This is a genomic window from Azospirillum thermophilum, assembly GCF_003130795.1.
Lineage (GTDB): Bacteria > Pseudomonadota > Alphaproteobacteria > Azospirillales > Azospirillaceae > Azospirillum > Azospirillum thermophilum.
On the sequence record NZ_CP029352.1, the window covers coordinates 1,052,351 to 1,076,644 of the forward strand.

Below are 24,294 nucleotides of genomic sequence, written 5' to 3' on the forward strand. Positions count from 1 at the left end.
TACTGTCATTTCCATTGACAGGCCGCCGGCATAATGACAGCATGCTGTCAAATGAGATCGCGCACATGCCCCCTTCGTCCCCCGAGCCCAACGCCGCGGATGCCTTCACCGAGCTGGTCCTCGAGGTGTTCCGGCTGAACGGCCGGCTGCTGCTCGCCGGCGACCGGCTGTCCGCTCCCGTCGGATTGACCAGCGCCCGCTGGCAGATCCTCGGGGCGCTGGCTGACGGGCCGGCGACCGTCGCCCAGATCGCCCGCTCCATGGGGCTGACGCGGCAAAGCGTCCAGCGCCTGGCGGATGTGCTGTCGGGCGAAGGCATCACCGCCTTCATCCCCAACCCGCACCACAAGCGGTCGAGCTTGGTGACGCTGACGGCGAAAGGGCAGGACATGCTGGACCGGGTCACCGCCCTGCAACGGGAGTGGGCGGAGCAGACGTCGGCCGGCCTGTCCGGCCGGATGCTGGCGGATGCGGCCGATCTCCTGAAGATCCTGCGTCAGCGGCTGGAGATCGCTTCCGGCGACGACGCCCCCAACGAGCGGTGACGATCATGAGAAGCTGTCTCAGGTGCCTGCATTTCCTCGGCCTTGCGGCCTTCCTCGGCAGTATCCTCGGCCATGTCCTGACCGGCGCCCTGGTCGAGCCCGGCTCCGCGGCCTTCGCCTGGGCGCAGGAGACCAAACATGCGACGACCCGGTGGCTGACGGTGCCGGGGCTGCTGCTGACCCTGCTCACCGGCATCGCTCTCGCCGTCCGCACGCCGCAGCTTCTGCGCTCGCGCTGGCTGCGGATCAAGATGGGGCTCGCGCTGCTGGTCACGCTCAACGCGACCCTGATCCTCCTGCCCCTCGGCGCGAGGCTCGCCGCGGGCACGGAGGAGGCCGAGCCCCTGCTGACCGGGGAGGCCGTGTTCGGGGCCTGCAACCTGCTGATGATCGCCCTCGTCATCGTCCTGGCGGTCGCGCGGCCGAGGCTGGCGAAAACCGGCGGCCCCTTGCCGTCGCAGGCCTGAGAAACGCACGGCCATGCAGTACGGCCTGCTGAAGTTCGCCCATCTGGCGGGGCTGCTCATGATCGGCGCCGGGCTGATCGGCGTCTTCGTCGCCGACCTGCGGGCACGGCAGAGCCGCGACCTGCCGGTCTTCGCCGAAGCGGTCCGGCTCATCGGCGTCTTCTACGATGGGCTGGTGGTTCCCGGCGCGCTGACGCTCCTGGCCTCCGGCGTCTGGCTGATCGTCATCTATTACGACGGCCTCGCCTTCCTCGACGAACCCTGGCTGGCCGGCATGGTCTTGCTGTTCCTGATCGAGTTCGTCGAGGGCAACACCGTCACGCGGCTCTATTTCACGAGGCTGCAACGGCTGACCCGGATCGCCGTCGCCGAGGGGCGCTTCACGCCGGAGCTGGTGGCGGCCCGCGACCGGCCGGCCGCCACCTTCACCCATTTCCTCGACCTGCCGCTTCTGATGCTCATCGTGTCGCTGGGAGCCATCCGGCCGGCGGACTGGACCGTCTTCGCCGTCGGCGGCATCGCGGCGCTGGCCGTCGCGGCCGCCCTGACGGTCACCTTGCCGCGCCTCTACCCGGCCGACGCCCAGCGGACGGGCTGAGCCGCCGGCGGCCGGCATCCGGGGGACGCTCCGGTCAGCCGTCCTTGCCGAACTTCTCGGCCTTGGCGCGGTCCTCGGCGACCTCGCGGGCCATCTCCTCGCCGATCTTCGGGTCGATCTGCTTGGCCTCCTCGATCATCTCGCGGGCCTTGCGGACATCGCCGCCCGCCACCTCGTCCAGCGCCTTCTCTGCCAGATCGTGGGCGCGCTTGTGCTCGGGCGACTGTTCGTGCTGCTTGGTCATGCTGCTGCTCCTCCTGGAACTGGTTCCCTGGAACTGGTTCAGTGAATCGTCTCGCCGGGGCGCGCGCCGGATGGCGGCGGCGGTGACGCCTCCTCCTCGGCCGCCCGCTCGCCGGCGACCTGTTCGGCGGCGTCGAGCATCGCCTCGGCCTGTTGCTGGACCGCCGCGGCGCGGGCGCGGTCGTCCGGGTCGGAGCTGCGGTCGCGCACGAACTCCGCGGCCTGCTCCGCGACGGCGAGCGTCTCGACGACCTCGTCCATCGCCTCCTCCAGCGCGCCGACATCGACGTCCCGGCCGGTGGAGGTGCTGGCGGTGCCGGTCTTCGCGGCGCCTTTGCTGCCGGTCATGAGAGGGTTCCCTTCCCGTCTTGGTGGTCCCCCAGCCAACAGGGGCGGCCGGGAAAAATTTCAGCGGGACCGGCTGGAATAGAATGCTGCGGTGCACGTTCGTCAGGGTGTCCGGTGGCGCCCAGCCATCCCTACCCAGGTTTCACGAACTCCCCATGAGCAACCCGAAGAACCCGATGCGGTCCGCGGCCATCGCCGCCGCGCTGCTGGCCGTGACCGCCGGCCACGCGTCCTTCTGGTCCTGGCGCAACGCGCCGACGCCGGTGGAGGCTGAACCGGCGCACATCGAGTCCGTCTCCTATTCCCCGTCGGGACGGAGCTACGACCCGAACCACTCGCCGGACGTGCCGCGGGTGGATCTGGAGAAGGACATGGACGCCATCGCCGGCTTCGCCGACGGCGTGCGCACCTACTCCACGCTGGGCTCCCAGGGGCAGGCGGCCTCGATCGCCGCCCGCAAGGGGCTGAACGTCTCGCTGGGCGTCTGGCTCAGCAAGGACAAGGAGCGCAACGAGCAGGAGATCACCCGCGCCGTGGCGCTCGCCAGGACGGTGCGCGGCATCACCCGCATCGTGGTCGGCAACGAGACGCTGCTGCGCGCCGAGCTGACCGACGCCGAGCTCGCCTCCTACATCCGCCGCGTCCGCGCCGCCGTCCCCAAGCACATCAAGGTCGGCACCGCCGACGTCTGGTCGGAGATGGTCAAGGCCGACCAGACGGTGAAGGCTTCCGACTTCATGGGCGTCCACGTCCTGCCCTACTGGGAAGGCGTGCCCGCCGACAAGGCCCTGACCTGGATCCGCGACCGGCTGGACACCGTGCGCAAGGCTCATCCCGGCAAGCCGCTGTTCGTCGGCGAGGTGGGCTGGCCCTCGGCCGGCGACAACTTCCACGACGCCTACGCCACCCCGGCCGCGCAGGCCGCCGTCGTCCGCGGCTTCGCCGCCGAGGCGGAGGCGCTGGGCATCGCCTACAATGTGGTCGAGGCGTTCGACGGCGTGTGGAAGACCTCCATCGAAGGCTCGCCCGGCCCGGGCTGGGGCATGCTCGACGCCGACCGCGCCCAGAAGTGGCCGCTGACCGGCCCGGTGCCGGCCTCCTGGGGCGACCGCGCAGGTGCGGCCGTCGCCATCGGCCTCGGCTTCGCGCTGGCCGCCTTCGTCGCCTTCCGGCGGCGCAGCACCCCGGCCTTCGCCCTGGCCGCCGCGGTGGGCGCCAACATCATCGGCTTCGCGGTGGGCTCGGCCGTCGCCGGCGCCTACGGCGAGTACCTGACCTTCGGCGCGCTGACCACCTGGGGCTCCGCGTTCCTGCTGGGCGCCCTGATGATGAGCGTCGCCTTCGCCGATCTGGTGGACGTCGTCCGGCGCCTGTTCACCGGCCGCGCCCCGGCCCTGCTGCCGCGCGACCCGGGCGCCCTGCCGGTGCCGGAGAAGGCCCCGATGGTCTCCATCCACGTCGCCGCCTGCCGCGAGCAGCCGGACGTGCTGGCCGCCACGCTGCACTCGCTGAACCGGCTGGACTACCCGAACTACGAGGTCGTCGTCCTCATCAACAACACCGAGCAGGAGGAGCTGGTCCGCCCGGTGGAGGAGCTGTGCGCCGCCCTCGGCCCGAAGTTCAAGTTCCATTGGTACAAGAAAATCTCCGGCTTCAAGGCGGGTGCGCTCAACGCCGCGCTGCGCCACACCGACAAGGACGCCGAGGTGGTCGCCGTTCTCGACGCCGACTACACCGTGTCGCCCGACTGGCTGAAGAAGCTGGTCCCCGCCTTCGCCGATCCCTCGGTCGGCATCGTGCAGGCCCCGCAGGAGCATCGCGACGGGCATGAGACCCTGCTGAAGGGTGCCATGGCCGCCGAGTACCGCCCCTTCTTCGACGTCGGCATGCAGGAGGGCCTGACCTCGCAGGCCTTCATCTGCCACGGCACCATGATCATGCTGCGCCGGTCGGCGATGGAGCAGGTCGGCGGCTGGTCGGAGGACGGCATCTGCGAGGATACCGAGCTCGGCATCCGCATCCTGTCGGCCGGCTACCGCGCCGCCTACACCGACGAGCGGCTGGGCGAGGGCCTGGCTCCCGACAACTTCATGCAGTTCCGCAAGCAGCGCGACCGCTGGGTGTTCGGCTCCACGCAGATCGCCCGGGCCCACTGGCGCAAGCTGCTGCCGGGTGCCGCCGGCCTGACCGCCGCGCAGAAGCTGGGCTACGTCACCAACTGGACCCGCTGGTGGTCCGACGCGGTCGGCCTGCTGGCCGCCGGCGCCGCGGTGACCTGGACCTTCGCCTCGCTGGTCTTCCCGCTGCACCTGCCGCCCGTCGAGGCCACCGCCGCGGTGCTGGGCGCGCTGGTCCTGCGGTCGGGGGCGAGCCTGCTGGCCTCCCGCTACGCCTCGGGCAACTCCTGGAGGGAGGCGCTGACGGGCTGCGCGGTCGGCATGGCGCTGTCCACCACCGTCGCCCTGGCGGTCCTGCGCGGCGCGGTGCGCAAGCGGGACGCCTTCCGGGTGACCGCCAAGGGCGGCAAGCGGACCGCCGGCCGCTTCTGCGCCAAGCCGGAGGCCTGGCTCTCCGCCGCCCTGGTCGCCGCCTCGGCCACCGCCGCCCTGGTCAACCCGCTGGGCACCCTGTCGCTGGAGCTGTGGTCGATCCTGCTGGCCGCGATGGCCGTGCCGAACCTGATGGCCGTGACCTTCGCGATCGGCGACATGCTGCCGGCCCGCGAGACCCGTCCCGCTCCCCTGCCGGCTTCCCTGCCGGCTCCGCAGGGCGCCTCGCAGTCCCAGCCGTCCTCGAGCACGCCGGTCGCCGCCTGACCCGGACCGGCACCTGAGGCCCCGTAGGTCAAGCCCTCCTCCACCGCAAGGGTGGAGGAGGGTTTTTCTTTTTCGGGTAAGCCCTATGCCCGGACGAAGGTGAATCTTGAGGGGGCGCCTGCTTCATGCCTACCATCCCCGTCTGAAGCGACCCGGCCGAAGCGGTCGCGCGGAATAGGGGAAACGCTGTGCATGCAATAGCTCCCTCCTCCACCCGGTCGACCGCTCCGCCTGCGGAGCCCCCGCTCTCCGCCGACGCCGTCCAGCGGCTGGAAGCCTGGGTGGCCGGGGCCGCCGGTGCTTCCGCCGCCGCCCTGACGCAGGACGGCCGGCTCGGCGGCGGCGCCATCTCGCTCAACCTCGGCGTCACGCTCGACATCGACGGCGGTCCGCTGGCCGGCCGGCACGCCTGCGTGCTGCGCGCCGAGGGCACCGCCCCGGTCGCCGCCAGCATCGACAAGGCGACGGAGTTCGCCGTGCTGCGCGCCGCCGTCTCGGCCGGCGTGGCGGCGCCGGAGCCTCTGCTCTGCTGCACCGACCGCGCGGTGATCGGCGCCCCCTTCTACGTGATGCGCCGGGCCGAGGGGACCGGGGCCGGGCGGACGGTGGTCAAGAGCGGGGAACCGCTCCGCGACCTCGCCCGCGAGCTCGGCCGCCAGCTCGGCCGCCTGCACCGCATCACCCCCGACGGCGGCATGCTGGCGGAGCTGCCGCCCCCGCCGGAATGCCCGGCCCATGAGGCGATCGCCGCCTACCGCGACTGGATGGGCGAGCGTGCCCGGCAGGATCCGGTGCTGGCCTGGGGCCTGCGCTGGCTGGAGGTCAACGCCCCGCTGCCCGGCGCCGTCGTGCTCTGCCACCGCGACTACCGCACCGGCAACTATCTGGTGAAGGACGGGACGCTGACCGCCATCCTCGACTGGGAGTTCGCCGGCTGGTCGGATCCCATGGAGGATCTCGCCTGGTTCTGCTCGCGCTCCTGGCGGTTCGGCCGCAACGACCGCGAGGCCGGCGGCATCGCCGACCGCGACGACTTCTATGCCGGCTACGAGGAGACCTCGGGCCGCAAGGTGGACCGCCAGCGCGTCGCCTTCTGGGAAACGGCGGCCTATCTGCGCTGGGCGGCGATCGCGCTGATGCAGGGGCGCCGCCACACCTCCGGCGTCGAGCCCTCGCTGGAGCTGGCGCTGACCGGCCGCATGATCCCGGAGATCGAGATGGACCTGCTCCGCCATCTGAAATCCCTTCCCCGCACCCCGCTTCCGGAAAGGGTCGGCTGATGCGCACCAGTCCCGATGCCCGCGGCCTGCTGGAGATCGCCGCCGCCACCCTCCGCAGCGAGGTGCTGCCCCACGTCGCACCCGAGGCGCGCTACGCCGCCCTGATGGTCGCCAACGCGCTCGCCATCGCCGGGCGGGAGCTGAAGAGCCTGGACGAGGCCGGGCACGTCATGGTCGCCGCCCTGGCCCCGCTCTATGGCGAGGACGCCGACGACAGCCTGTCCGGCGAGGATCTGCGCAAGCGGGTGGAGGCGCTGCAGCACCGCCTGTGCATCGAGATCGCCGCCGGCGACTTCGACCAGGACGGCCAGGAGGTGCTGATGGACTCGCTGGAGGCCATCGTCCGCGCCCGCCTGACCATCTCCAACCCGAAAATGCTGGCCGCCGACGGATAAGGAGCCGGCCGCCCTACCGGGCCTCCCGGCGGAGGAAGCGGGCGACCATGTCGATCACCGCGGGAGCCGCCTCGCGGTGGGGGACATGCCCGCAGCCGGGCAGGATCCCGACGGTGGCTGGCCCCGCCGTCAGCGCGGCCAGCCGCTCCGGATGGCTGGTCGAACCGTACTCGTCCTGGTCGCCGTGGATGATCAGCGCGGGGCAGCGGACCGCCGGCAGGTCGCCGTCGAGCGTCCAGGACGCGAACTGAGGCGACAGCCAGGTCTCCACCCAGGCGTCGAGCACCCATTGCGCCTTCTCGCCATGGTATCTGCGCAGCCGGTCCATCTGCCCCGGCTGGTCGAAGCCGCGCTTGGCCTCGCGGATGCCCTCGGTGGTGCGGTCCTCGACGAAGGCCTGGGCGGACACGGTGACCAGCGCGCGGCACCGCTCGGGAAAGGCGCCGGCCACGCCCACGGCCATGCCGCCGCCGACGCTGTGCCCGAAGACGACGAAATCGCCGATCCCCAGACGGGCGCACAGGGTGGAGAAGGCTCCCCGCGCCTCGTCCCGCACGAAGGTCAGGTCGAGCCGCCCCGGATGCGGATCCGACCGGCCGAAGCCCAGCCGGTCGTAGGCGACCACCGTCCGCCCGGTCGCCCCGGCGAGCCGGGCCGGAAAATCGCGCCACAGCTCGACGCAGCCGAGCGAGTCGTGCAGCAGGATGACCGGCGGCAGCCCGGCACCCTCCGCCCCCCCGGTCGACCAGCGCCTGACGAACAGCCTCCCCCCGGCGCCGTCCACCCGCATGTCCTGCGCCGTGATGTCCCTGTCGCTTGTCTTGTCGGAGTTCATGGGCCCTCTTCCGGAAGCATGGCCTGTCCGCGACCGCGCGCCGGGGCGCGCTGACAGATCGCCACAACGACAATATGGTTGACCAATCGATCGCCCGCCGCAACAGCCTCCGTGGGATGCCAGCCGTGCTCCGGGCAGAGCGGCTCCCCCCTGCGGCCCGGCAGCCACTTATAATCCATGACGCTTTGATGAATTTCCTGTGACGCGGGAAACCCGCCTCGCCCGGCGTGTTGAGGCCTGTGCTTCGGCGTCACCATGCGAGGGGGCTTCCGTGACCGATACCGTCTATCCGGCCCGCGGCTCCGGCGGGGCACCGGGCCGTCCGAATCTCGACCAGAAGGCCCATTCGGCGACGCCGATCGCCTTCCTGATGCTGCTGGCCGCCGGCCTCGGCTATGCCGTCCATGGCTTCGTCACCGACCTGCAGAGCGTCGGCCAGCCGCCGCTCGCCATCGGTGCCTTCGTCCTGCTGGGGCTCGCCCTGCTGATCGCGCTGGGGTTCGAGTTCGTCAACGGCTTCCACGACACCGCCAACGCGGTCGCCACCGTGATCTACACCCACAGCATGCCGCCGGTCCTGGCGGTCATCTGGTCGGGCGCGTTCAACTTCCTCGGCGTCCTGCTGTCCTCGGGGGCGGTGGCCTACAGCGTCATCACGCTGCTGCCGGTCGAACTGATCCTCCAGGTCGGCAGCGGCGCCGGCTATGCCATGATCTTCGCGCTGCTGATCGCCGCCATCCTCTGGAACCTCGGGACCTGGGCGCTCGGCCTGCCCAACAGCTCCTCCCATGCGCTGATCGGCTCGATCATGGGGGTGGGCCTCGCCAACCAGTTCATGGCGCCGGAAGGCTACGCCACCTCCGGCGTCGACTGGTCGCAGGCGATGAGCGTGCTGCGCGCCCTGCTGTTCAGCCCGCTGCTGGGCTTCGCGCTGGCCGCCCTGCTGCTGCTGGCGATGAAGCTGGTGATCCGCAACCGCAAGCTCTACGAGGCGCCGGACGGCCAGCATCCGCCGCCGCCCGCCATCCGCGGGCTGCTGATCCTGACCTGCACTGCCGTCTCCTTCGCCCATGGCGGCAACGACGGGCAGAAGGGCATGGGCCTGATCATGCTGATTCTGATCGGCGCCGTGCCCACCGCCTACGCGCTGAACCGCACCATGCCCGACAGCACCACCCCGGCCTTCGTCCAGACCTCGCGCCAGGCGCAGGCGATCTTCCAGTCGCGCGCCGCCGGCCAGCCGCCCGGCCCGGCGGAGGAGGCGCGCCGCACCGTCGGCGACGCGCTGCGCGCCAAGGAGCTCGACCGCCCGCAGGTCTACGCCGCCCTCGCCGCCCTGTCGGACGACATCGCCCGCGGCGTCCAGAACTACGGCGCGATCAGGCATGTGCCGGCGGAGGCGACCCCCAACATGCGCAACGACATGTATCTGGTGGCCGACGCCATCCGGCTGCTGCCCAAGCAGGACGTCAGCTTTCCCCAAGCCGAGGAGACCGTCCTCAAGTCCTATCAGGAGGCGTTGAACGCCGGCACCCGCTATATCCCGGACTGGGTGAAGTTCTCCGTCGCCGTGGCGCTCGGCCTCGGCACCATGGTCGGGTGGAAGCGGATCGTCGTCACGGTGGGGGAGCGGATCGGCAAGCAGCATCTGGCCTATGCCCAGGGCGCCTCGGCCGAGATCGTCGCCGCCGGGACCATCGGGCTGGCGGAGGTCTACGGCCTGCCCGTCTCCACCACCCACATCCTGTCGAGCGGCGTCGCCGGAACCATGGCGGCCAACGGCTCCGGCCTGCAATGGAGCACCGTGCGCAACATGGCGATGGCCTGGATACTCACGCTGCCGGCGGCGATCACCCTGGCCGGCGGCCTCTACTTCATCCTGCGGCACGTCTTCTGACGAGGATTGATCCGGGCGCCGCCGGCGCCCCGGCGCCCCGGCGCGCGGATTGTCCTGGAGACTTACGCGTCCCGGAAAAAGCGAAAGCCCCCACGGCTTCCGTGGGGGCTTTCCTGCAGGCAAGTCGCGCCCGCATGTTCGTCGCCAGTCAGGCGAATGAATTCCGAATTTTCCAGGCCGAAAACGTCGGCTTCACCATGTAAGCGCCGGTGGAGTCATGATCTTACTCACCCTCCCTGGTTTCGGACAACCCAGACCGCCCTGTTCCTTGCTTGGGCGGAGCGCCGTATCGGGCGCCTTGTCTTACTCACCTCTGCGACGATTGCTTCCGATGACTTGAGCGTGCTCCTGTCCCGGGTTGCTGTCAAGGGGTCTTTTTGAGGCAGCGGGATCGTCGCACCCCTTGAAATCCGTGCCGGATGCGCCCTGGCGAAATCGCCCCGCCGCCGCCACTGGCCTTTTGCCGCCGGCGCCCCACCTATGGGCTATGCCGAACACCGAAGAGAACAGTCTGGGCGGGCGGCTCGCGCGCTATGCGCGGGTCGGGACCGCAGTGGGGGACTTGCCGCGCGCCTCGCCGGGGAGCGGGTGCTGGGCATCCCCCTGGAACGCGACCGCCACGCTGCCGAACTGCGCTCCGCCCTGGGCGGCCTGAAAGGGCCGCTGATGAAGGTGGCGCAGCTTCTGTCCACCATCCCCGACGCCCTGCCGAAGGAATATGTGCAGGAGCTGTCGCAGCTCCAGGCCGATGCCCCCTCCATGGGCTGGCCCTTCGTCAAGCGCCGCATGGCGAGTGAACTGGGGCCGGGCTGGCAGGCGAAGTTCCGCGGCTTCGAGCATACGGCCGCCGCCGCGGCCTCGCTGGGGCAGGTCCATCGCGCGACCAGCCCGGAGGGCCGGAAGCTCGCCTGCAAGCTGCAGTATCCCGACATGTCCTCCGCCGTCGAGGCGGACCTGCGGCAGCTCGCCCTGATCTTCGCGATCTTCGAGCGGACCGACCGCGCTATCTCCACCCGCCACATCCTGACCGAGATCGGCGCCCGCCTGCGCGAGGAGCTGGACTACGAGCGGGAGGCCAAGCACGCCCGGCTCTACCGCCACATGCTCGACGGCGTGCCGGGCGTCCATGTGCCGGAGGTGGTGGGCGATCTGTCGACCCGCCGGCTGCTGACCATGGAATGGGTGGACGGCCGCAGGATCCTCGACTTCGTGGAGGACAATCCCGAGGCGCGCAACGAACTGGCGATGAACATGTTCCGCGCCTGGTACGTGCCCTTCTACCGCTATGGCGTCATCCACGGCGACCCGCATCTCGGCAACTACACGGTCCGTGCCGACCGCTCGATCAACCTGCTCGATTTCGGCTGCATCCGCGTCTTCCGGCCCGATTTCGTCAAGGGGGTCATCGACCTCTACGACGCGCTGCGCCACGACGACCGGGACAAGGCGGTGGACGCCTACCGCCGCTGGGGGTTCGGCAACCCGTCGAAGGAGCTGGTGGAGGTCCTCAACATCTGGGCACGCTTCGTCTACGCCCCGATCCTGGAGGACCGCGCCCGCCCGATCGAGGAGACCAACGGCGTCCATTACGGCCGCGAGACCGCCGAGAAGGTGCATGCCGAGCTGCGGCGCGTCGGCGGCATCGCCATCCCGCGCGAGTTCGTCTTCATGGACCGGGCGGCGATCGGCCTCGGCTCCGTCTTCCTGCGGCTGCGGGCCGAGGTGAACTGGTTCGCGCTGTTCCACGGTCTGGTCGGCGACTTCGACGTGGCGACCCTGGAGGCCCGGCAGAGTGCGGCGCTGGCCGCCCAGGCCCTGCCGCCGCCAGAGTAACCCTTCCCCTTGCCCCAGGATCAGGCTATACGAGCGGCCTCCATGAAGACCGCCGACTTCGATTTCGACCTGCCGCCGGACCGGATCGCCGAGCATCCGGTCAAGCCGCGAGATGCCGCCCGCCTGCTGGAGGTGGGGGAGGAGCTGCGCGACCATGTCGTGCGCGACCTGCCCCGGCTCCTGCAGCCGGGCGACCTGATGGTGGTGAACGACACCCGCGTGATCCCCGCGAGGCTGAGCGGCCTGCGCGGCGAGGTGCGGGTGGAGATCACGCTGCACAAGCGGGAGGGCGAGCGCGAGTGGCTGACCTTCGCCCGCCCGGGCAAGCGGCTGAAGCCGGGCGACCTGATCCGGATATCCGGGGATTTCGCGGCGGAGGTGGTGGCGAAGGACGGGATGGAGGTGCGGCTGCGCTTCTCCGCCTCGGGGCCCGCGCTGATGGAGGCGCTGCACCGCCACGGCAGCATGCCGCTTCCCCCCTACATCCGCCGCGCGGCGGGCGAGGAGGACAAGGCCGACTACCAGACGGTCTTCGCGGCGAAGGAGGGGGCGGTCGCCGCCCCCACCGCCGGCCTGCATTTCACGCCGGAACTGCTGGCCGCCCTCGACGCCCGCGGCGTGCGCCGCGTGCCGGTGACGCTGCATGTCGGCGCCGGGACCTTCCTGCCGGTGAAGGTCGAGGACATCGCGGAACACCGGATGCACAGCGAATGGGGCGAGATCAGCGCCGAGACCGCCGCCGCGGTGAACGAGGCGCGGGCTTCCGGCGGCCGCATCGTCTCGGTCGGCACCACCGCGCTGCGCATCCTGGAGACGGCGGGGCGCGAGGATGGGACGCTCGTCCCCTTCAGCGGCGACACCGACATCTTCATCACGCCCGGCTACCGCTTCAGGATCGTCGATCTGCTGATGACCAACTTCCATCTGCCGAAATCGACGCTGTTCATGCTGGTCTGCGCCTTCTCCGGCATGGACCGGATGCGCGCCGCCTACGCCCACGCGATTTCGTCGGGCTATCGTTTCTTCAGCTACGGCGATGCCTCGCTGCTGCGGAGGGCTTCATGACCGGGATCGGCTTCGAGCTTCTGACCACCGACGGCCGCGCCCGGCGCGGACGCGTCGCCACCGCCCACGGCGTCATCAACACGCCGGCCTTCATGCCGGTGGGGACCGCCGGGACGGTGAAGGCGATGACGACCGAGGCGGTCGCCTCCACCGGCGCCGAGATCCTGCTGGGCAACACCTACCACCTGATGCTGCGCCCGACCGCGGAGCGGGTGGCCCAGCTCGGCGGCCTGCACCGCTTCATGAACTGGGACAAGCCGATCCTGACCGACAGCGGCGGCTTCCAGGTCATGTCCCTGTCCGACCTGCGCACCATGACCGAGGAGGGGGTGACCTTCAAATCCCACCTCGACGGCACGCGCTACCACCTGACGCCGGAACGCTCCATCGAGATCCAGCACCTGCTGGACAGCAACATCACCATGTGCCTGGACGAGTGCACGCCCTTCCCGGCGACGGAAGCGCAGGCGGCCTCCTCCATGCGGCTGTCGATGCGCTGGGCGAAGCGCTGCAAGGACGCCTTCCGGGAGCGGCCGGGCTACGGGCTGTTCGGCATCGTCCAGGGCAGCGTCTATCCCGAACTGCGGGCGGAGAGCGTGGCGGCCCTGGGCGACATCGGCTTCGACGGCTACGCCATCGGCGGGCTGGCGGTCGGCGAGGGGCAGGAGACGATGTTCACCGTCCTCGACTTCACCGAGCCGCTGATGGTCAAGGACCGCCCGCGCTACCTGATGGGCGTCGGCCGGCCGAGCGACCTGATCGGCGCGGTGCGGCGCGGCGTGGACATGTTCGACTGCGTGATGCCCACCCGCTCCGGCCGGACGGGGCAGGCCTTCGTCCGCCGCGGCACCATCAACATCCGCAACGCCCGCCACGCCCATGACGAGCGCCCGCTGGACGCCGAGTGCGGCTGCCCGGCCTGCCGCAACCACACCCGCGCCTATCTCCACCATCTCTTCAAGGCGGGGGAGATGCTGGGGCCGATGCTGCTGACCTGGCACAACCTGCACTATTACCAGGACCTGATGCGCGAGCTGCGCACCGCCATCGAGGAGCACCGCTTCGAGGAGGTCGCGGCCGCCCTGGAGGCCCGCCTTCTCGAAGGCGACATCGAGGCGACCCCCGACCCGCTGCCGCTGCCCAACCGCAAGGCCGGCAAGCAGCCGTTGCCGGGCTGAGCCGGCGGATCGCCGAGCGTGTCAGGCTGCGAAGCGGATCGTGGAAGCGATCTCGTCGACCGGCACGCTCAGCCGGCCGGCCTCGTCCCGCTCGATGAGGCCGACCTCCTCCAGCGCCGTCACGTCTTCGTGAACGCGTTTCACATCCCGCCCCAGCGCCCGCGCCAGCGGCCGGAGCCCCTCGGCCGGCGCATGGCGCAGATGCCGGAGCAGAGCGTAGCGCTTCGGCGTCAGGACAGTGCAGAGCGCTTCCCAGCTCGCGAAATAGAGCCGGTCGGTCGGCGCGATGTCATGCCCGGCCTCCGCCGCCCGCCAAGCGGCGGCAAATTCGGCGCCCGCCCGTTCCAGGGCATCCGCCGTCACTTCGATTTCACGCTTTTCCATTCTCGGCCCTCCAGTCGGCAACGGCTCCGAGGAAATCCGCGACAAGGGTTTCCACGTCCGAAAACGCGTATGGCTGCTCTTGATCGCCAAGATGCAGGTGATCGCCCTTCCCACGTTCATTGTCGAAGCCGACGACCCGTCTTCCCTCGACAATGTAGACCAGCCGATACTTGAAGCCATGCGTGCTCGGCGGCACCGGTTCCGGTACCCGCCACACGACAAGCTCGGCAAAGTCCCGGTTGCCGAAGACGACGCGCCGGCGGATCAACAGCATCGCACCCATGTTGGCATACTGCGCCAACACCCGCCGTCCGTTCAAGGGACCGGTTCGCGGTTCCCCACCCGAAGGTCGTCATCCGCAAGGATTGCATGAACGGCGAATCCCCTTATCTTCTGGCACTCATCCGTCCAGTCCGACTGCGCCCGACCAGGCCGGCGGGCGACGCCAGCAACCGGACCCAGCCATGACCGATTCCCTCTACGCCGGCCTGACGCAGCTCGGCGGCGCCACCGTCCAGCCGAAGACGCCGGAGGAGGCGGTGCTGGAACGGGTGCCCAACCCGAACCCCGGCGACCGCTACGTCGTCCGCTTCACGTCGCCGGAGTTCACCTCGCTCTGCCCCATCACCGGGCAGCCGGACTTCGCCCATCTGGTGATCGACTACATCCCCGGCGACTGGCTGGTGGAGAGCAAGTCGCTGAAGCTGTTCCTCACCAGCTTCCGCAACCACGGCGCCTTCCACGAGGCCTGCACGGTCGGCATCGGCAAGCGGCTGGTGGCCGAGCTGGCGCCGGTCTGGCTGCGCATCGGCGGCTACTGGTACCCGCGCGGCGGCATCCCCATCGACGTCTTCTTCTCGACCGGCGAGCCGCCGGCCGGCGTCTGGATCCCGGCGCAGGAGGTGCAGCCCTACCGTGGCCGCGGCTGATCCCGCCAGGAGCGACCCGCGGCGCATCCGCGAGGCGATCCGCGACCGGGCACTGGCGCTGGGCTTCGACGCCGTCGGCTTCGCCCCGGCCGAACTCGGCCCGGAGGCGCGCGAGCGGCTGGCCGACTATGTGCGGCAGGGCCGCCACGGCGACATGGGCTGGATGGCCGAGCGGACGGAGCAGCGCAGCCATCCCCGCGGGCTGTGGCCGGAGGCGCGCACCGCCATCGTGCTCGGCACCAGCTACGCCCCGCACGACGACCCGCGCCGCCTGCTCGACCATCCCGACCGCGCCGTCGTCTCGGTCTATGCCCGCAACCGCGACTACCATGATCTGGTCAAGGGCCGGCTGAAGACGCTCGGCCAGTGGCTCGCCCACAGCTACAAGGCGGAGCTCAAGGTCTTCGTCGACACCGCCCCCGTCATGGAGAAGCCGCTGGCGGAGCGCGCCGGCCTCGGCTGGCAGGGCAAGCACACCAACCTCGTGTCGCGCGACCACGGGTCCTGGCTGTTCCTCGGCGAGGTCTATACGACGCTGGAGCTGCCGCCCGACCCGCCGGGGGCCGACCGCTGCGGCTCCTGCACCCGCTGCCAGGACGCCTGCCCGACCGCCGCCTTCCCCGCCCCCTACCAGCTCGACGCGCGGCGCTGCATCTCCTACCTGACGATCGAGCACAAGGGGCCGATCCCGGAGGAGCTGCGCCCGCTGATGGGCAACCGCATCTACGGCTGCGACGACTGCCTCGCCGCCTGCCCGTGGAACAAGTTCGCCCGGGCGACGCGCGAGCCCGCCTTCCTGCCGCGGGCGGAACTGACCGCGCCGCGGCTGGCCGACCTCGCCGAGCTCGACGATCCCGGCTTCCGGCAGGTCTTCAGCGGCTCGCCGATCAAGCGGATCGGGCGGGACCGCTTCGTGCGCAACGTGCTGATCGCCATCGGCAATTCCGGCGACCCGGCGCTGCGTCCGGCGGCGGAGCGGCGGCTCCATGACGAGAGCGAGCTGGTGCGCGACGCCGCCGGCTGGGCGGTTGCCCGGCTCGCCGGTTAACCATAACGGCCTTATCGTCGCACCCCCGCCCCCTGGCCCTTCCCCTTTCCCGCGTGCAGCGACTAGAGTCGCGGCAACGATCAATCCGGGAGGGAGTGCCGCCGTGACGAACCCCTACGAAACCAATCTCGACCAGAACGCCGCCAACACGACGCCGCTGTCGCCGCTGTCCTTCCTGCGCCGCACCGCCGCCGTCTATCCCAAGCGCGTCGCGGTGGTCCACGGCACGCTGCGCCGGACCTGGGCCGAGACCTACGAGCGCTGCGTGCGGCTCGCCTCGGCGCTGGCGAAGCGCGGCATCGGGCTCGGCGACACGGTCGCCCTGATGGCGCCCAACACGCCGGAGGCCTTCGAGGCGCATTTCGGCGTGCCGATGGCCGGGGCGGTGCTGAACGCCCTGAACATCCGCCTGGACGCCGAGGCGCTGGCCTTCATCCTGGAGCATGGCGAGGCGAAGGTCCTGTTGACCGACCGCGAATTCTCGCCGGTGATCGCCAAGGCGCTGGCCGCCGTCGAACCGTCGCGCCGGCCGGTCGTCATCGACATCGACGACCCGCTGGCCAAGGGCGGCAGCCTGATCGGCGAGCAGACCTACGAACAGTTCCTGGAGACCGGCGATCCCGCCTTCGACTGGCCGATGCCGGCCGACGAGTGGCAGGCCATCGCGCTCAACTACACCTCCGGCACCACCGGCAACCCGAAGGGCGTCGTCTACCACCACCGCGGCGCCTACCTGAACGCCATGGGCAACGTGGTGACCTGGGCGCTGCCGCACCATCCGGTCTATCTCTGGACCCTGCCGATGTTCCACTGCAACGGCTGGTGCTTCCCCTGGACGGTCACGCTGATGGCCGGCACCAACGTCTGCCTGCGCGCCGTCACCGCCAAGGGCATCTACGACGCGCTGGCGGACGAGGGCGTCACCCACCTGTGCGGCGCGCCGATCATCATGGGCCTGCTGGTCAACGCCCCGGCCGACCAGAAGCGCGACATCCCGCGCGGCATCAGGATGATGACCGCCGGCGCCGCCCCGCCCGCCGCCGTCATCGAGGCGACGGAGCGCATGGGCTTCCAGGTCACCCACGTCTACGGCCTGACCGAGGTCTACGGCCCGGTCACCATCTGCGCCTGGCACGACGAGTGGGACGCCCTGCCGATGGAGGAGCGGGCGGCGCTGAAGGCCCGCCAGGGCGTGAACTACGCCACGCTGGAAGGGCTGATGGTCGCCGACCCGACGACCCTGCAGCCGGTCCGCATGGACGGCGCCACGCTCGGCGAGGTCTTCATGCGCGGCAACACCGTGATGAAGGGCTACCTGAAGAACGCCAAGGCGACGGAGGAGGCCTTCGCCGGCGGCTGGTTCCACACCGGCGACCTCGGCGTCTGGCATCCCGACGGCTACATCGAGCTGAAGGACCGCTCCAAGGACATCATCATCTCCGGCGGCGAGAACATCTCCACCATCGAGGTCGAGGGCGTCCTCTACAAGCATCCGGCCGTGCTGGAGGCCGCGGTGGTCGCCCGCCCGGACGAGAAGTGGGGCGAGACGCCCTGCGCCTTCGTCACGCTGCGCGACGGCGCCGCGGTGACCGAGGAGGACATCATCAAGTACTGCCGCGAGAACCTCGCCCACTTCAAATGCCCGCGCACCGTCGTCTTCACCGCCCTGCCGAAGACCTCCACGGGCAAGATCCAGAAATATGTGCTGCGCGAGCAGGCCCGCGCCCTGAACGGGCAGAAGGGTTGAGGTGACGCCCGACGGCTACGGGCCGCTGGGACCGGCGGACCGCGACTCCGCCGCCCGGCTGGCCCGGCTGGGCTTCGGCCACCCGCGCGAGCTGTTCGACCGCTACGCCGCCCTGTTCGGCGAGGAGACGCTGCGCGGGGTCCGCGCGGCGGACGGCACGGTCGCCGGCTGCGCGGCGGTCTGGACCATGGCGCAGTGGTTCGGCGGTCGTCCGGTCCCGGCCCGGGCGGTCGCCATGGTCGCCGTCGATCCGGCCCTGCGCGGGCGCGGGATCGGCAGCGGCCTGATGCGCGGCGTGCTGGCGGAGGCCGCGGCGGACGGCGCCGCCCTGTCCGTCCTGCACCCGGCCACCCTTCCCTTCTATGCCCGGCTCGGCTACGGCCGCGGCGGCGTGACCGTCGGCTGGTCGGCGCCGCCCGCCGCACTGGACGCCGGCCCGGTCGAGGACGGCCGGATCCTGCCGGGCGACCCGCGCGACGCCGCCCCGCTCGCCGTCCTCCGCCGCCGCCTGCTGGCGGAGGAGACCGGGCTGCCGGAGCGGACGGAGGCCATGTGGACGCTGGCCCTGTCGCCGGACGGGGAGCCGGCGGAGGTCTTCCTCCTCGCCGGCCCCGACGGACCGGAAGGCTACATCGCCGTGGCGCCGCCGCGCGACCGGCAGCTCGTCGTCGCCGACTGCTGCCTGCCGACGCGGCGGGCGATCCGGCTGGCGATGGGGCTGCTGGCCGGCTATCGCGCCCAGGTGGAGACCGTCCGCTGGCTCGGCGGACCGGAGGATCCGATCGCCCTGCTCTCCCGTGAGATCGGGGTCCGCCCTGACTCGCGGAAGAGTGGCTGCTGCGCATTGTGGACGTGCGCCGGGCCCTGGCGGTGCGCGGCTATCCCCGCGACCTGTCGGGCCGGCTGGTGATCGCGGTGACCGATCCGCTGCTGGCCCACAACACCGGCCGCTTCGCCGTCGAAGTGACCAACGGTTGTGCCGGCATCGGCAAGGTCGGAGATGAGGAACCGGCTGGACTGACGCTCGGGATCGCCTCCCTCGCCAGCCTCTATTCCGGCCACACGGGAGTGTTGCGCCTGCAACAGACCGGTTTGCTGCATGGCGAACCGGCCTCGATCACTCTCGCTGCGCGTTTATTCCACAACGGATACCCGTGGATGACCGATCGTTTCTGATGGCGGGACAATTTCCTGATCTGTGTCAAACCAGACATTAACGATTCCTGGTGTAATGTGTCTGAATACCGCCCTGGCGGCCAGACAAGCGCAGGTGGAGCCGGAGACCATGACGATCGGAACGCGGATTGCCCTCGGCTTTGCGACGGTGCTTCTGCTGACTCTGGCTGTCGCTTTCGTGGGCTGGAACAGTCTGGGGACCTATGCCGACCGCGTGGACCTTGCCGCCCATACGGCCGACCTCGACGCACGGTTGAAATCCGTCCGGCTGGAGGAGGCGCGATTCGTGCTCGAACGCGACTCGAAGGCCGCCACCAACGTTCCCGGGATGCTGGACGAGCTGCGGCGTGAAGCGCAGCAGACGCGGCAGGCGCTCGACGGGGCGCAGGGCGCGCGGCTGGTGGACGATATCCTCGCGGGCATCGACGGCTACCGCTCCGCCTTCGCCAACTTCGTCGCCCAGGATGCCGAGGCGCGCCGTCAGGTCGGCAGCCTGGAGGCCCGCGCCCGCGCCCTGCGGGAGACCGCCGGGAAAATCGGTCACCAGCAGTCGGAGCGCTACGACCAGAACATCGTCAGCCAGAAGGAGGCGGACGCCGCCGCCCGCCACAGCACCGAGACGGCGCGCCGCGCCGACCGGTTGATCGAGCGGGTGCTGGAAGCCCGCCGCCTGCACGGCGACTATCTGCGCACCGGCAATGCCACCCTCACCCGGCAGGCCGCCGAGGCCGTGGCCGAGTTGCTGGAAAACGCCGAGGCCGTCGAAAAGGACCTCGTCGGCACCAACGACGAGGACCTCAGCCACCGCATCGTCGCGGCGGTGAAGGGGTACAAGGCCGCCCTCGCCACGGCCGGCGACACCGGCGTCGACGGGCTCGCCCAGGGGGTGCAGAAGCTGGCCCAGGAGCTTCAGGAGAATCAGGTCGCCGTGCTGGAGGCGCTGATCGAGGCCTCCAACTTCGCGCAGAGCGAGGTGACGGAAGCCGTTCTGCTGCGCGGGCTGGCGATGCGGCTGATCCAGGGCGCCCAGGCGGCCATGGTCGCGCAGCGCGACTTCCTGCTGACCGGCTCCGCCGAGTCGCGGACCGCGGTCACCGCCGCCCTCAAGGAAACGGCGGCGGTCGCCGCCCAGGCCGCCCCGCTGCTGGTGGATGCCGAGGGCCGTGCCCTGATCGGCGCGATCACCGACGCCGTCGCCGCCTTCGACAAGGAATTCTCCGCTCTGGCCGCCGCGACGGAAAGCCAGCGCGCCGCCTCCGGCGCCATGGCGCGGGCGGCCGGCGCCGTGACCGATCAGGTGGCCCGGCTGGTGAGCATGCAGCGCGACGACCGCGAGGAGGGGCGCGCCAATGCCGGGCTGGTGATCGCCATCGGCGCCGCCGTGGCCCTGGTGCTCGGCGCCATCATGGCGCTCGTCATCGACCGTGCCATCACCCACCCGCTGCACGCCATGACCGGGGCGATGGGCCGTCTGGCCGAAGGCGACCTGGACGTCGCCATTCCCGGCGGCGACCGCAAGGACGAGCTGCGCGCGATGGCGCAGGCCATGCTGATCTTCAAGGACAACGCGCTCGAGATGCGGCGGATGGAGCGCGAGCGGGAGGAGATGCGCCAGCAGATCGACGCCGACCGCCGCCGCACCATGAACGAGTTCGCCAACGGCTTCGAGCAGGCGGTGTCCGGGGTCGTCGTCTCGCTGACCGAATCCGCCAGCATGCTGGGCCGCGACGCGCAGGAGATGTCGTCCGACGCCGCCCTGACCACCGCCAAGTCCAACGCCGTCGCCAGCGCGTCGGAGCAGGCGACGACCAACGTCCAGACGGTCGCCGCCGCCGCGGAGGAGCTGTCGGCCTCCATCGCCGAGATCTCGCGCCAGCTCAACGACAGCTCCAGCGTCGCCGTCGGGGCCGCCCAGAAGGCCACCCAGACCAACGCCATCGTCGAGGGGCTGTCCCATGCCGCCGACCGGATCGGGCAGGTCGTCGGGCTGATCGGGGAGATCGCCGAGCAGACCAACCTGCTGGCGCTGAACGCCACCATCGAGGCGGCGCGGGCCGGCGAGGCCGGGAAGGGCTTCGCCGTGGTGGCGACGGAGGTCAAGAACCTCGCCGGCCAGACCGCCAAGGCGACCGAGGAGATCTCCAGCCAGGTCGCCGAGATGCAGGCCGCCACCACCGGTGCGGTGGAGGCCATCCGCACCATCTCCGACGCGGTCACCAACATCAGCCGCACGGTGACCGACATCGCCCGCTCCGTCGAACAGCAGGGCAGCGCCACCCGCGAGATCGCCCAGAACGTCCAGCAGGCCGCCGAAGGCACGCAGGAGGTGATGCATCACATCGCCGAGGTAACGACCGCCGCCTCCAAGACCGGCGGCGCGGCGGACGCCGTTCTGCAGGCCAGCCGCCTGCTCGCCCAGCAGGCCGACCGGCTGCGCGGCGAGGTCCACGGCTTCCTCGACAAGGTGCGCTCCGCCTGACTCCGGCGGCTCCCTCCGGCCGTCGGCCGGGGGACGGGCCGAGGGGATGGGCCGAGGCGATGAGCAGTCCAGGAGGATCTGCGGTCAAGTTCTTGCTTCGTTCACTGCGACGCGGTACCTTGTCCCGTCACGTCCCGGACCATGCCCTCAAGCGCCGCGACCGCAGCGCACCCCCTGCGCCGGCTTCCATCCGGTCGCTGACCTACCGGTCCGTTGTGCATCGGGCGCACAACGAACGCCTACGAATGATCTGGTTAAGTTTTTGATGCAGAACGCACAGTGCGTCCTGCATCCCGTTGTGCACCGGAAAAACGCTGCACAAGGCGCACAAGGCCGCACCGCGCGGGATGGCAGGCCCGCCTCTCCGGCGCCGTTCCGGTACGGGCGGGCCGGTGGTAGTCTGCCCCGATGACCACCGACCCCACGCCCTGGCTGATCCTGTTCGCTCTCTACGGGCTGCCGCTGCTCCATGTGGCGCTGTCGCCGCGCGGCGGCCGGTGGAGTCCGCCGCCGGGCTCCCGCTGTCCCTTCGGGCCGCGGACCGGCTGGCTCGTCATGGTCCTGCTGCTGGGGCCGGTCGGCTGGCTCCTCTTCGCCCTCCGCCGGCCCCGCCGCTCCTCATGAGCCTCTGGTCTTCGCCGCCCCCGGCGGATCAGATGCGGCCCATCAGCAGCAGGACGAGCAGAACGATCAGCAGGATGCCCAGGATCCCGCTCGGTCCGTAGCCCCAGGCGCGGCTGTGCGGCCAGGCCGGGACGGCGCCGATGAGCAGCAGGATGAGAATGATCAGAAGAATAGTACCCACGCTTATGCCCTCCTCCCGTTGTCCGATAGAGTGAAGGACCAAACGCAACCTCAGCCGTTTTGTTCCGGAAACCGGTCGGGCGCGACCGGGGCACCCCCTGTTGGGCGTTCCGCGCGCAATTGCCGCAGTGCAGGATGAGGCCCCATACGGCTACGTACGGAAAATGCGTGGAGCGGCGCAATTTCGGTTGCCCAGCCAACGGCCTACGGCTATATCGCTGTGTCCAACGATTGTTTTGCCGATTGTTTTGCGACCCGACAGATGGCCGTTGCGGTGCAGAACTCCGGGCCATGTCGGAGAGCCGGAACCAGAGCGCGACCAGGAACGGACGTCAACCCCGAGGAGGTAGGAGAGGCTCGCCCATGAAGAAAGTGTATGAAGACGCCACGAGTGCTCTCGCCGGGCTGCTGAAGGACGGCATGACCGTCATGGCGGGCGGGTTCGGTCTCTGCGGCATTCCGGAGAACCTGATCGCCGCCATCCGCGAGAGCGGGGTCAAGGACCTGACGGTCATCTCCAACAACTGCGGCGTCGACGGCTGGGGTCTCGGGATCCTGCTGGAGAACAAGCAGATCCGCAAGATGGTCTCCTCCTACGTCGGCGAGAACAAGCTGTTCGCGCAGATGTTCCTGTCGGGCGAGCTGGAGCTGGAGTTCAACCCGCAGGGCACGCTGGCCGAGCGCATCCGCGCCGGCGGCGCCGGCATCCCCGCCTTCTTCACCAAGACCGGCGTCGGCACGCTGGTCGCCGAGGGCAAGGAGACCCGCGAGTTCGACGGCGAGACCTACGTGATGGAACGCGGGCTGGTCGCCGACCTGTCGATCGTGAAGGCCTGGAAGGGCGACACCGAAGGCAACCTGATCTATCGGAAGACCGCCCGGAACTTCAATCCGATGATGGCGACCGCCGGCAGGATCACCGTTGCCGAGGTGGAGGTGCTGGTTCCCGCCGGCGAGCTCGACCCCGACCAGATCCATACGCCCGGCATCTACGTGAAGCGGATCGTCCAGGGCAAGGACCACCAGAAGCGCATCGAGCAGCGCACCACCCGCAAGCGCGCCTGAGGACGGGAGGAACGACGACAATGGCTTGGACCCGCGAAGAGATGGCGGCGCGCGCCGCCCGTGAGCTTCAGGACGGCTTCTACGTCAACCTCGGCATCGGCATTCCCACGCTGGTCGCCAACTACATCCCCGAGGGGATGGAGGTGACGCTGCAGAGCGAGAACGGCATGCTGGGCATCGGCCCCTTCCCCTATGAGGGGGAGGAGGACCCGGACCTGATCAACGCCGGCAAGCAGACCATCACCGAGCTGAAGAAGAGCAGCTACTTCTCCTCCGCCGACAGCTTCGCCATGATCCGCGGCGGGCACATCGACCTGTCGGTCCTGGGCGCCATGCAGGTGGCCGCCAACGGCGACCTCGCCAACTGGATGGTCCCGGGCAAGATGGTCAAGGGCATGGGCGGCGCCATGGATCTGGTCGCGGGCGTCAAGCGCGTGATCGTGGTGATGGAGCATGTCGCCAAGGACGGGGAGAAGAAGATCCTCAACGCCTGCTCGCTGCCGCTGACCGGCACCCGGGTGGTCGACATGATCGTCACCGACCTCGGCGTCTTCAGCGTCGACAAGCATGGCGACGGCGGCCTGACGCTGATCGAGCTCGCCCCCGGCGTGACCGTGGACGAGATCCGCGAGAAGACCGAGCCGTCCTTCAAGCTCGGCGGCGGCCTCGCCGCCTGAGCCGGGGGGCGGGACTGGTGGCCGGCCGCAAGCTCTTCCTCGACCTCGACGGGGTCCTGGCCGATTTCGACCGGGGCGTCCGGGCGGTCACGGGCAAGCGGCCGGAACAGGTGCCGATGAAGGTGATGTGGCGGGAGCTGTCCCGCCACCCCGACTTCTTCGGCACGCTGGAGTTCATGCATGACGCGCAGGAGCTCTGGGCCTTCTGCGCGCCGCATCATCCGACGATCCTGACCGGGCTGCCGCTCGGCAGTTGGGCGCCGGAGCAGAAGAAACGGTGGGTCGCCCGGATGCTCGGCGCCCACGTTCCGGTCATCACCTGCATGGCCCGCGACAAGGCCCGCTACGGCGGCCCCGGCTGCGTGCTGGTCGACGATCGGGAGAAGGCCCGCGACCCGTGGGAGGCCGCGGGCGGCACCTTCGTCCTGCACGTCAACGCCGCGACCTCCATCGCGGCGTTGCAGGACCTTGGGTTCTAGACGCTT

General features: G+C 70.3%; 26 protein-coding genes and 1 pseudogene. 21 read left to right on the plus strand and 6 right to left on the minus strand.

The window, feature by feature from the left end; all coding sequences use genetic code 11:
- Nucleotides 1–65: 65 nt before the first annotated feature.
- The 3 genes from DEW08_RS04725 to DEW08_RS04735 are packed head-to-tail and all read left to right on the plus strand — an operon-like array spanning nt 66 to nt 1,610.
- Nucleotides 66–545 (plus strand): MarR family winged helix-turn-helix transcriptional regulator, encoded by a 480-nt coding sequence (locus DEW08_RS04725; protein WP_109324880.1) that lies wholly within the window; start codon nt 66–68, stop codon nt 543–545.
- A 5-nt stretch (nt 546–550) separates the two neighbouring features.
- Nucleotides 551–1,012, plus strand: coding sequence for a hypothetical protein (locus DEW08_RS04730; protein ID WP_146214632.1), 462 nt, complete (start codon nt 551–553; stop codon nt 1,010–1,012).
- A gap of 13 nt (nt 1,013–1,025) precedes the next feature.
- Nucleotides 1,026–1,610, plus strand: a complete 585-nt coding sequence (locus tag DEW08_RS04735; protein WP_109324886.1) for a DUF2269 family protein — start codon at nt 1,026–1,028, stop codon at nt 1,608–1,610.
- A gap of 34 nt (nt 1,611–1,644) precedes the next feature.
- On the opposite strand, the gene DEW08_RS04740 is transcribed toward DEW08_RS04735, so the two are convergent.
- Together DEW08_RS04740 and DEW08_RS04745 are read right to left on the minus strand one after the other, a co-directional pair.
- On the minus strand, nt 1,645–1,854 hold the full coding sequence (locus tag DEW08_RS04740; protein WP_109324887.1) for a hypothetical protein: 210 nt from the start codon (nt 1,852–1,854) through the stop codon (nt 1,645–1,647).
- Nucleotides 1,855–1,892: 38 nt separating this feature from the next.
- Nucleotides 1,893–2,201 carry a hypothetical protein gene (locus tag DEW08_RS04745; RefSeq protein ID WP_109324888.1) on the minus strand — a complete coding sequence of 103 codons (309 nt, stop codon included), beginning with the start codon at nt 2,199–2,201 and terminating at the stop codon, nt 1,893–1,895.
- 155 nt (nt 2,202–2,356) lie between these two features.
- Here DEW08_RS04745 and DEW08_RS04750 point away from each other — a divergent pair, with 155 nt between their 5' ends.
- The 3 genes from DEW08_RS04750 (at nt 2,357) to DEW08_RS04760 (ending at nt 6,692) form a co-directional block, all read left to right on the plus strand.
- Nucleotides 2,357–5,017 (plus strand): glycosyltransferase, encoded by a 2,661-nt coding sequence (locus tag DEW08_RS04750; protein ID WP_109324889.1) that lies wholly within the window; start codon nt 2,357–2,359, stop codon nt 5,015–5,017.
- A 188-nt stretch (nt 5,018–5,205) separates the two neighbouring features.
- The gene (locus tag DEW08_RS04755) at nt 5,206–6,297 is read left to right on the plus strand and encodes a phosphotransferase family protein (RefSeq protein ID WP_245985954.1); all 1,092 of its coding nucleotides are present in this window, start codon (nt 5,206–5,208) and stop codon (nt 6,295–6,297) included.
- Nucleotides 6,297–6,692: a DUF6285 domain-containing protein gene (locus tag DEW08_RS04760; RefSeq protein ID WP_109324890.1), complete on the plus strand. Its 396-nt coding sequence runs from the start codon at nt 6,297–6,299 to the stop codon at nt 6,690–6,692. Before DEW08_RS04755 ends, DEW08_RS04760 begins: the two co-directional genes overlap by 1 nt.
- Before the next feature lie 13 nt (nt 6,693–6,705).
- On the opposite strand, the gene DEW08_RS04765 is transcribed toward DEW08_RS04760, so the two are convergent.
- On the minus strand, nt 6,706–7,527 hold the full coding sequence (locus DEW08_RS04765; protein ID WP_109324894.1) for an alpha/beta fold hydrolase: 822 nt from the start codon (nt 7,525–7,527) through the stop codon (nt 6,706–6,708).
- A gap of 271 nt (nt 7,528–7,798) precedes the next feature.
- Here DEW08_RS04765 and DEW08_RS04770 point away from each other — a divergent pair, with 271 nt between their 5' ends.
- The 4 genes from DEW08_RS04770 to tgt all read left to right on the plus strand — a co-directional run bounded on the left by DEW08_RS04770 (nt 7,799) and on the right by tgt (nt 13,500).
- Nucleotides 7,799–9,424 (plus strand): inorganic phosphate transporter, encoded by a 1,626-nt coding sequence (locus DEW08_RS04770; RefSeq protein WP_425429085.1) that lies wholly within the window; start codon nt 7,799–7,801, stop codon nt 9,422–9,424.
- 588 nt (nt 9,425–10,012) lie between these two features.
- Nucleotides 10,013–11,257: an ABC1 kinase family protein gene (locus tag DEW08_RS04775; protein ID WP_425429086.1), complete on the plus strand. Its 1,245-nt coding sequence runs from the start codon at nt 10,013–10,015 to the stop codon at nt 11,255–11,257.
- Between the two features lie 42 nt (nt 11,258–11,299).
- Nucleotides 11,300–12,322, plus strand: a complete 1,023-nt coding sequence (gene queA / locus DEW08_RS04780) for a tRNA preQ1(34) S-adenosylmethionine ribosyltransferase-isomerase QueA (RefSeq protein WP_109324895.1) — start codon at nt 11,300–11,302, stop codon at nt 12,320–12,322.
- On the plus strand, nt 12,319–13,500 hold the full coding sequence (gene tgt, locus DEW08_RS04785) for a tRNA guanosine(34) transglycosylase Tgt (protein ID WP_109324903.1): 1,182 nt from the start codon (nt 12,319–12,321) through the stop codon (nt 13,498–13,500). The genes queA and tgt overlap by 4 nt, the downstream gene beginning before the upstream one ends.
- Before the next feature lie 21 nt (nt 13,501–13,521).
- Here tgt and DEW08_RS04790 read toward each other — a convergent pair whose 3' ends face one another.
- Both DEW08_RS04790 and DEW08_RS04795 read right to left on the minus strand, forming a co-directional pair.
- Nucleotides 13,522–13,884: an HVO_A0114 family putative DNA-binding protein gene (locus DEW08_RS04790; protein WP_109324904.1), complete on the minus strand. Its 363-nt coding sequence runs from the start codon at nt 13,882–13,884 to the stop codon at nt 13,522–13,524.
- On the minus strand, nt 13,871–14,185 hold the full coding sequence (locus DEW08_RS04795; protein ID WP_245985956.1) for a toxin-antitoxin system TumE family protein: 315 nt from the start codon (nt 14,183–14,185) through the stop codon (nt 13,871–13,873). The genes DEW08_RS04790 and DEW08_RS04795 overlap by 14 nt, the downstream gene beginning before the upstream one ends.
- 163 nt (nt 14,186–14,348) lie before the next feature.
- Here DEW08_RS04795 and queF point away from each other — a divergent pair, with 163 nt between their 5' ends.
- The 8 genes and pseudogenes from queF to DEW08_RS04830 all read left to right on the plus strand — a co-directional run bounded on the left by queF (nt 14,349) and on the right by DEW08_RS04830 (nt 21,887).
- Complete coding sequence (gene queF / locus DEW08_RS04800) at nt 14,349–14,813, plus strand: preQ(1) synthase (protein ID WP_109324905.1); 465 nt, start codon at nt 14,349–14,351, stop codon at nt 14,811–14,813.
- Entirely contained in the window at nt 14,800–15,861 is a 1,062-nt protein-coding gene (queG, locus tag DEW08_RS04805) for a tRNA epoxyqueuosine(34) reductase QueG (protein WP_109324906.1), read from the plus strand. The genes queF and queG overlap by 14 nt, the downstream gene beginning before the upstream one ends.
- 103 nt (nt 15,862–15,964) lie before the next feature.
- Nucleotides 15,965–17,608, plus strand: coding sequence for an acyl-CoA synthetase (locus DEW08_RS04810; RefSeq protein ID WP_245985958.1), 1,644 nt, complete (start codon nt 15,965–15,967; stop codon nt 17,606–17,608).
- A gap of 1 nt (nt 17,609) precedes the next feature.
- A complete protein-coding gene (locus DEW08_RS04815; RefSeq protein ID WP_109324908.1) occupies nt 17,610–18,518 on the plus strand; it encodes a GNAT family N-acetyltransferase in 909 nt (302 codons plus the stop codon).
- On the plus strand, nt 18,479–18,784 hold the full coding sequence (locus tag DEW08_RS04820; protein ID WP_168220266.1) for a sterol carrier protein domain-containing protein: 306 nt from the start codon (nt 18,479–18,481) through the stop codon (nt 18,782–18,784). Before DEW08_RS04815 ends, DEW08_RS04820 begins: the two co-directional genes overlap by 40 nt.
- A 109-nt stretch (nt 18,785–18,893) precedes the next feature.
- Nucleotides 18,894–19,577 (plus strand): annotated as a pseudogene (locus DEW08_RS33705) (methyl-accepting chemotaxis protein); the annotation flags it as partial.
- 669 nt (nt 19,578–20,246) lie between these two features.
- On the plus strand, nt 20,247–21,263 hold the full coding sequence (locus DEW08_RS33710; protein ID WP_425429091.1) for a methyl-accepting chemotaxis protein: 1,017 nt from the start codon (nt 20,247–20,249) through the stop codon (nt 21,261–21,263).
- Between the two features lie 408 nt (nt 21,264–21,671).
- Entirely contained in the window at nt 21,672–21,887 is a 216-nt protein-coding gene (locus DEW08_RS04830; RefSeq protein WP_109324910.1) for a hypothetical protein, read from the plus strand.
- Between the two features lie 28 nt (nt 21,888–21,915).
- On the opposite strand, the gene DEW08_RS04835 is transcribed toward DEW08_RS04830, so the two are convergent.
- Nucleotides 21,916–22,074, minus strand: a complete 159-nt coding sequence (locus DEW08_RS04835; protein ID WP_109325282.1) for a DUF3309 family protein — start codon at nt 22,072–22,074, stop codon at nt 21,916–21,918.
- A gap of 356 nt (nt 22,075–22,430) precedes the next feature.
- On the opposite strand from DEW08_RS04835, the gene DEW08_RS04840 reads away from it, so the two are divergent.
- From DEW08_RS04840 to DEW08_RS04850, 3 genes are read left to right on the plus strand one after another with little or no spacing between them, the layout of a single operon-like run.
- A complete protein-coding gene (locus DEW08_RS04840) occupies nt 22,431–23,132 on the plus strand; it encodes a CoA transferase subunit A (protein WP_109324911.1) in 702 nt (233 codons plus the stop codon).
- 20 nt (nt 23,133–23,152) lie between these two features.
- Nucleotides 23,153–23,809 (plus strand): CoA transferase subunit B, encoded by a 657-nt coding sequence (locus DEW08_RS04845; protein ID WP_109324912.1) that lies wholly within the window; start codon nt 23,153–23,155, stop codon nt 23,807–23,809.
- Between the two features lie 17 nt (nt 23,810–23,826).
- The gene (locus DEW08_RS04850) at nt 23,827–24,288 is read left to right on the plus strand and encodes an HAD family hydrolase (RefSeq protein ID WP_109324913.1); all 462 of its coding nucleotides are present in this window, start codon (nt 23,827–23,829) and stop codon (nt 24,286–24,288) included.
- Nucleotides 24,289–24,294: the final 6 nt, after the last annotated feature.

Coding starts and splice junctions, on each gene's coding strand:
- DEW08_RS04725 (WP_109324880.1), top strand. CDS start 66: ATGCCCCCTTCGTCCCCCGAGCCCAACGCCGCGGATGCCTTCACCGAG.
- DEW08_RS04730 (WP_146214632.1), top strand. CDS start 551: ATGAGAAGCTGTCTCAGGTGCCTGCATTTCCTCGGCCTTGCGGCCTTC.
- DEW08_RS04735 (WP_109324886.1), top strand. CDS start 1,026: ATGCAGTACGGCCTGCTGAAGTTCGCCCATCTGGCGGGGCTGCTCATG.
- DEW08_RS04740 (WP_109324887.1), bottom strand. CDS start 1,854: ATGACCAAGCAGCACGAACAGTCGCCCGAGCACAAGCGCGCCCACGAT.
- DEW08_RS04745 (WP_109324888.1), bottom strand. CDS start 2,201: ATGACCGGCAGCAAAGGCGCCGCGAAGACCGGCACCGCCAGCACCTCC.
- DEW08_RS04750 (WP_109324889.1), top strand. CDS start 2,357: ATGAGCAACCCGAAGAACCCGATGCGGTCCGCGGCCATCGCCGCCGCG.
- DEW08_RS04760 (WP_109324890.1), top strand. CDS start 6,297: ATGCGCACCAGTCCCGATGCCCGCGGCCTGCTGGAGATCGCCGCCGCC.
- DEW08_RS04765 (WP_109324894.1), bottom strand. CDS start 7,527: ATGAACTCCGACAAGACAAGCGACAGGGACATCACGGCGCAGGACATG.
- queA (WP_109324895.1), top strand. CDS start 11,300: ATGAAGACCGCCGACTTCGATTTCGACCTGCCGCCGGACCGGATCGCC.
- tgt (WP_109324903.1), top strand. CDS start 12,319: ATGACCGGGATCGGCTTCGAGCTTCTGACCACCGACGGCCGCGCCCGG.
- DEW08_RS04790 (WP_109324904.1), bottom strand. CDS start 13,884: ATGGAAAAGCGTGAAATCGAAGTGACGGCGGATGCCCTGGAACGGGCG.
- queF (WP_109324905.1), top strand. CDS start 14,349: ATGACCGATTCCCTCTACGCCGGCCTGACGCAGCTCGGCGGCGCCACC.
- DEW08_RS33710 (WP_425429091.1), top strand. CDS start 20,247: ATGGGCCGTCTGGCCGAAGGCGACCTGGACGTCGCCATTCCCGGCGGC.
- DEW08_RS04830 (WP_109324910.1), top strand. CDS start 21,672: ATGACCACCGACCCCACGCCCTGGCTGATCCTGTTCGCTCTCTACGGG.
- DEW08_RS04840 (WP_109324911.1), top strand. CDS start 22,431: ATGAAGAAAGTGTATGAAGACGCCACGAGTGCTCTCGCCGGGCTGCTG.
- DEW08_RS04845 (WP_109324912.1), top strand. CDS start 23,153: ATGGCTTGGACCCGCGAAGAGATGGCGGCGCGCGCCGCCCGTGAGCTT.